The sequence below is a fragment of the Niallia sp. MER 6 genome (assembly GCF_023714395.1).
Lineage (GTDB): Bacteria > Bacillota > Bacilli > Bacillales > Cytobacillaceae > Niallia.
Map to the genome: position 1 here is coordinate 82,710 of NZ_JAMAUK010000019.1, position 6,132 is coordinate 88,841.

Here is a 6,132-nt window from a genome sequence, read left to right on the forward strand (position 1 = left end):
AAGGGGTTCTCCTACATCACGCGCTTAAACATCTTCTCCATCTCATAAGAAGAATAATGAACAATAATCGGCCTGCCATGTGGGCAAGTGAAAGGATCTGATGTGTGGCGGAGCTCTTCAAGCAAACTTTCAATCTCGTCATTGCGGAGATGGCGGTTTGCTTTGATGGAGCCTTTGCAGCTCATCATGATGGCTGCTTCTTCCCGGAGCAGCTTGATGTCGACTTTTTTCATGGCAAGGACTTGTTCGATCATTTCTTCAATTGTTTCTATTTCTTCGTCCTTTGGAAACCATTGCGGATGGGAGCGGACAAGATAGCTTTGCTGGCCAAATGGCTCGAGGAAGACGCCGACTTTTTCTAGTTCTGCTTTGTTTTCCTCTATCTTCATCCATTCATCTAATGAGTATTCCAATGTAAGTGGAATCAGCAGCTCTTGCAGCTCGTTATGAACTTCACCGACTTTTTCGCGGTAAAATTCGTATTTGATGCGCTCTTGGGCGGCATGCTGGTCGATAATGTACAAGCCTTTTTCGTTTTGAGCGAAAATATAGGTGCCATGCATTTGCCCAATTGGGTATAATGGCGGAACACGGTTTTCCGCTGCCACATCTTCGAGCACTTCCTCTTCCCACGTGTCTTCGCTGGTATCCACTACTGGTTCTGGAACATTTGGAAAAGCAGTTTCTTCTGTGTATAGTGGCTCCTCAACCGGAGGCTCTTTCATTGAGAACAGTTCTGGCAGCTCTGCATTTAGGAGCGGAGCTGTGTCTACTGGTGCATAATCAATGCTTGTATTGGAGAAAGCAAATGGCTGTGCCTGCTGTTTCGGCATTTCCTGACGATTTTCCCTGGCTTGGTCAAAGGAGAACGCTGTTTGCTCGTCCTTCGGTGCTTTCGCTTTTTCACGGATAAAGCCGGCTGGAATTAATTCCTTCTTTTTGAACGCTGCTTTAATACTCTCACTCACCAGTTCATTGAGCTCTTGCTCCTTGCTGAAGCGAACCTCCATTTTAGATGGATGGACGTTAACATCGACTAGCATCGGATCCATTTCCACATTCAAAAGAACGATTGGAAATCGGCCAATTGGCAGCAATGTATGATAGCCTTCTTGAATACTGCGCACAAGGGAGTAGTTCTTAATAAACCTGCCGTTAATCATCGTTGAAATATAATTGCGGGAGGCTCTCGTTATTTCAGGGAGCGCCATAAAGCCTGAAAGGGTAAAGTCCAGTGACTTTCCTGTTATCGGAATCATCTTTTTCGCTATATTTAACCCATAAATACTTGCCAAAACTTGCCTAACATCGCCGTTTCCGTTCGTATGAAGCAGCTTCCTGTCATTATGAACAAGGCGGAAGCTGATCTCAGGGTGCGATAATGCAAGCCTGTTAACGATATCTGTGATATTGCCAAGCTCTGTATGAATGGATTTCATGTATTTCAAACGTGCCGGTGTATTAAAGAACAGATTAGAAACAGTGATTTCCGTGCCTTTTCGCCCTGGAGCGCTCTCTTGCTTCTTAAGATGACCGCCTTCAAGCTCGACCATTGTACCTTTTTCTCCAGTTGATGTTGTCAGTACTACATGGGAGACAGAAGCGATACTTGGCAAAGCCTCGCCTCTGAAACCTAATGTGCGGATGCGGAAAAGATCGTTTTCATCCTTAATTTTACTTGTAGCATGACGGGAGAAGGCAGTCAGCACATCCTCTTCCTCAATGCCTGCGCCATTATCGAGAATGCGGATGCTTTGCAGGCCTGCTTCCTCGATAAAGATTTCGATATTGGTGCTGTTTGCATCAATGCTGTTCTCTACTAATTCTTTAACAACAGAGGCTGGCCTTTCGACTACTTCTCCTGCAGCGATTTTATTGGAAAGTGCATCATCGAGTTGAAATATCTTTGCCACTGTCTTCACCTCTTCTTTTATGTGAACTTAATCGTTTTTTATCTTTTTATGCAGTTCATATAATGTGTTTAATGCCTGCATTGGTGTCATATCTAAAATATCGAGTGATTTGATTTTCTGAAGAATTTGTTTTTCCTTTCCTGCCAATTTAGCAGCAGGTTTTTGGTTTTGCATTTCATCAAAGAATGACAGCTGGGCATCTCCATTACTCTCAACTGCTGGAGTTTCCTCCTTCACAATCACTTGTGCAGCAGCTTGCTTGCCATCTTCTTTCTGCTCAAGTGACAACAGAAGTTCCTGTGCCCTGTCAATCAGCTCTGGCGGAAGCTCTGCCAATTGTGCGACATGAATTCCGTAGCTCTTGTCTGCCGCTCCTTCTTTAATCTTATGAAGGAAGACGACTTTGCCGTTTTGCTCCATGGCACTTACATGAACATTGCTTAGGCGGGCAAGCTCTTGATCGAGCACTGTGAGCTCATGATAATGGGTAGAGAATAATGTTTTCGCACCGACTATATCATGAATATGCTCAATTATTGCTTGAGCAAGGGCCATGCCATCATAGGTGCTTGTCCCCCTGCCAATTTCATCAAATAAAATCAAACTGTCCTTTGTTGCATGCAGCAAGGCATTGCGAGCTTCTAACATTTCTACCATAAAGGTACTTTGTCCAGAAATCAAATCATCTGCTGCCCCGATTCTAGTGAAAACTTGGTCAAAGATTGGCAATGTCGCTTCCTCTGCCGGAACAAAGCAGCCGATTTGTGCAAGAATGCTAGTTAAAGCCACTTGCCTCATATACGTGCTTTTACCAGACATATTCGGACCTGTAATGAGCAGCAGCTCTCTGTCAGCATCCATTAAACAGCCATTAGCCACATAGCTTTGTGAATTCATCACCTTCTCGACAACAGGATGGCGTCCATTTTGAATGTGCAGCACTCTTTCAGAAGAAAAAGCAGGTTTCACATAACGGCGGTCTTCGCTGACGGTTGCGAAGCATTGGAGCACATCTAGTGCGCTGACGGTTTTCGCTAACATCTGCAGTCTTGGAATATAGTCTTTCACCGTTTCACGGATGATTGTGAACAAGTCGTATTCCAGCTCTACTATTTTTTCTTCTGCCTGTAAAATCAGGCTCTCTTTTTCCTTCAGCTCTGGTGTTATATAACGTTCTGCATTTGCCAATGTTTGTTTTCGCTCGTATTGGCCTTCCTGCAGCAAATGCACATTTGCTCTCGTCACTTCTATATAGTAGCCAAACACACGGTTATAACCGATTTTTAACGACTTAATCCCTGTTTTTTCCCGCTCTTGCCGTTCTAGCTGGGCAATCCAGGTTTTACCGTTGCGGCTCGCATCTCTGTATTTGTCAAGCTCTTCATTATAACCATCAAGAAGCATATTGCCTTCCTTGACAGATAGCGGCGGATTTTCCACAATCGCTGTTTCCAGCAAATCTGTAACCTCTTCACAAGGGTCCAGTTCACTTGCAAGCAAGTTTGCTTCATTAGTGCCGAATTGAGCGACAAGCTCTTGAATTGCCGGAATTTGCTGCAGCGATTTCTTCAACTGCACAAGATCCCGTGCATTCACATTCCCGAAAGCAACTCTTCCGGCAAGTCTTTCTAGGTCGTACACTTCCTTCAGCTTTTCGCGCAAGTCCATTCTTTCGAAATAATGGCTGATCATGACCTCTACCATGTTTTGTCTTTCAGCGATTTTATCTCTGTTCAAGAGCGGACGGTCAATCCATTGCTTTAAGAGCCTGCCTCCCATTGCTGTTTTCGTCTCATCCAACAGCCACAGCAAAGAGCCTTTTTTCCCTTTCGAGCGGATTGTTTCTGTCAGTTCAAGATTGCGTTTTGAGAAATAATCAATTTTCATAAAGTCATCAATCACATATACAGACACGGGCTGCAAGTGATCAAGGCTTCGTTTTTGTGTTCGGTAAAGATAAGCAAACAATCGGCTCACAGTAGATTGCAGTGCTTCATCATGGACTTCAGCCAACAACACACCATACTGCTCTAAAACAGCAGCATCGTTTTCATAGGACAAAGTTAAATGAGCACGCTCCTGCATGCGTTTTTTGCTGTCTTCTGGAAAATCTGGGCTGATGATGACCTCCTTTGCTCCTGACAAGGACAATTCATTTAAAGCTGCATCAAAACCCGTTGTTTTAGTCGCTTTACACTCACCTGTTGACAGATCACTATAGGCAAAACCATATGTATGGTTATCCAATACCGTGATTGTGGCAATATAGTTATTTTCCTTATCGGAAAGGTTTCGCCCTTCCATCATCGTTCCAGGTGTAATCAGCTGAACAACTTCCCTGCGGACAACTCCCTTTGCCTGCTTCGGGTCTTCTGTCTGCTCGCATATTGCCACCTTATAGCCGCGCTCAACGAGCTGCTCGATATAGTTCTTCGCTGAATGGTGGGGAACTCCGCACATTGGAATCCGTTCATTTCCCCCGCCTTCCCTGCTCGTCAGCGTGATTTCCAATTCTTGTGATGCTTTAATTGCATCATCAAAAAACATTTCGTAAAAATCGCCTAAACGGAAAAATAAAAAGGCATCCTGATAATCTGCCTTTACTTGTAAATATTGTTGTATCATGGGCGTGTACGTTGTCATAAAATCCTCCAAAAAGATGTTGCTCACATTAATTCAAATTTATTATTCTACCATTATAGCATATCGGGACACTTTGTTTCAGGTGGTTCCTTCTGCCAGAAAAAAAACAGTCTGCTTTAAGCAATTGCTTAAAGCAGACTGTTTTTTAAAAAATAAGAACTAGGAGAACCTCCTAGTTCTATTCTTCTTCTGAGCCTACAAGGAAATCAGGGTTCAAATCTTCAAACTCTTCATCCTCAACATCCAAGCCCCATACATCATCGCCATCATGTTCTTTATGCTCTGGGAACACTTCAACAACTACTTTTGTTTCCCCGATTACTTCCACTAAAAATTCTCTTTCCACATGAACGATGATTTTGTTGCCGTTTGGTGAGATAACTGCTTCAATGCAGTTCGGTTGCTGAAGCACACGTGCAATCACATCATGATCATCAAGGCAATCTGGATCACGATATTTTAATTTCACGATATCTGTATATTCAACCCGTTCAGTTACGACTTCTGTTTGTGTGTTGTCGTTATAGGAATACCAAACGTTGATATCGTAGTAACCGCTTATTTCTACTGTCTTGCCATTCTTTTCCGCTTCGTACGTATGGTTGATGATCCAGCACCCTAAAATGCTGGAAGGGCTGTTGTCTGGGCAGATCGTATGGTTGGATTTTGTAAATTTACGTCCTTTCGCAACGACTGCCTTTGTAATAATCTCTCTATATTCTCCCATTTTCGAGCGAAACCTCCTCATTCATTTTCATTTCATCCTATGCGGGATAGGAGACTAGTGTGCGATAATTTTTGAAGCTGATAAATTAAAGCTTAAGCCTAATTCATTGTATGAAAATGGAGGGCAAATGTGCCGAACAACAGGAGATTTTCTAGACGAACAACTTAATTTTCTTGCAAGTATGTTTTTGCTACAGTTCCAGCGAAAGCCGAATCATGTCTCTGCATATAATCCCGTTTTCAATGATTTCTTCCTCATAATCTTTAAAGAAATCAAAATCGATACCAACAATACGGAACCCGCATTTCTGATAAAATGCCAGCTGACCGATACTCGAGTTGCCTGTGCCAACGTCTATCTGCCTGAATCCTTGCTGTCTTGCCCAATTAATGGCATCATGCACAAGCAGCTTTCCGATACCGCGTCCTTGCATCGCTTCAGCGACTGCAATATTCACTAATTCCACAACTTTAGGTCGTGTTGGAAGAAGAACATATACACCTGCTATTGTGTTATTACTGTCTGCCACAAAACATTGTCCTCTGCTTAAATAATCATGGATATGACTAGAAGAAGGATCTGCAGACAGCAGCAGTGTTAACGGAGGTGTTTCATTTACTGACAGTTTACGTATATTCATCTCAAATCTCTCCTTTATCCATAAATAATTCTTTCTAAGCTTTAAAAAAACCTTCCCAACAAAAAAAGCCTGATAAGCAAAGTAAAATGTACCCTATAGAGTAGACACTTAAAAAAAGTCTACCTATAGGGTATTTTTTTGTATAATTATGTAACACAACTAGAGAAACATGGAGACGGAGAAAATAATGAGTAAAAAGATTTTCACAG

Annotated in this window: 4 protein-coding genes; all 4 read right to left on the reverse strand. The window is 42.6% G+C overall.

Annotated features, from left to right (window positions below; all coding sequences use genetic code 11):
* Positions 1-11: 11 nt before the first annotated feature.
* Positions 12-1,913, reverse strand: coding sequence for a DNA mismatch repair endonuclease MutL (gene mutL, locus M3600_RS19580; RefSeq protein ID WP_251647162.1), 1,902 nt, complete (start codon positions 1,911-1,913; stop codon positions 12-14).
* A 27-nt stretch (positions 1,914-1,940) separates the two neighbouring features.
* Positions 1,941-4,556 carry a DNA mismatch repair protein MutS gene (mutS, locus tag M3600_RS19585; RefSeq protein WP_251647164.1) on the reverse strand — a complete coding sequence of 872 codons (2,616 nt, stop codon included), beginning with the start codon at positions 4,554-4,556 and terminating at the stop codon, positions 1,941-1,943.
* A 178-nt stretch (positions 4,557-4,734) separates the two neighbouring features.
* Positions 4,735-5,283: an outer spore coat protein CotE gene (locus M3600_RS19590; RefSeq protein WP_233314235.1), complete on the reverse strand. Its 549-nt coding sequence runs from the start codon at positions 5,281-5,283 to the stop codon at positions 4,735-4,737.
* Between the two features lie 190 nt (positions 5,284-5,473).
* The gene (locus M3600_RS19595; RefSeq protein WP_233314236.1) at positions 5,474-5,923 is read right to left on the reverse strand and encodes a GNAT family N-acetyltransferase; all 450 of its coding nucleotides are present in this window, start codon (positions 5,921-5,923) and stop codon (positions 5,474-5,476) included.
* Between the last annotated feature and the right edge of the window lie 209 nt (positions 5,924-6,132).

What these genes read in the sequence shown, in the direction of transcription:
- mutS (WP_251647164.1), bottom strand. Translation starts at nt 4,556, where the DNA reads ATGACAACGTACACGCCCATGATACAACAATATTTACAAGTAAAGGCA.
- M3600_RS19590 (WP_233314235.1), bottom strand. Translation starts at nt 5,283, where the DNA reads ATGGGAGAATATAGAGAGATTATTACAAAGGCAGTCGTTGCGAAAGGA.
- M3600_RS19595 (WP_233314236.1), bottom strand. Translation starts at nt 5,923, where the DNA reads ATGAATATACGTAAACTGTCAGTAAATGAAACACCTCCGTTAACACTG.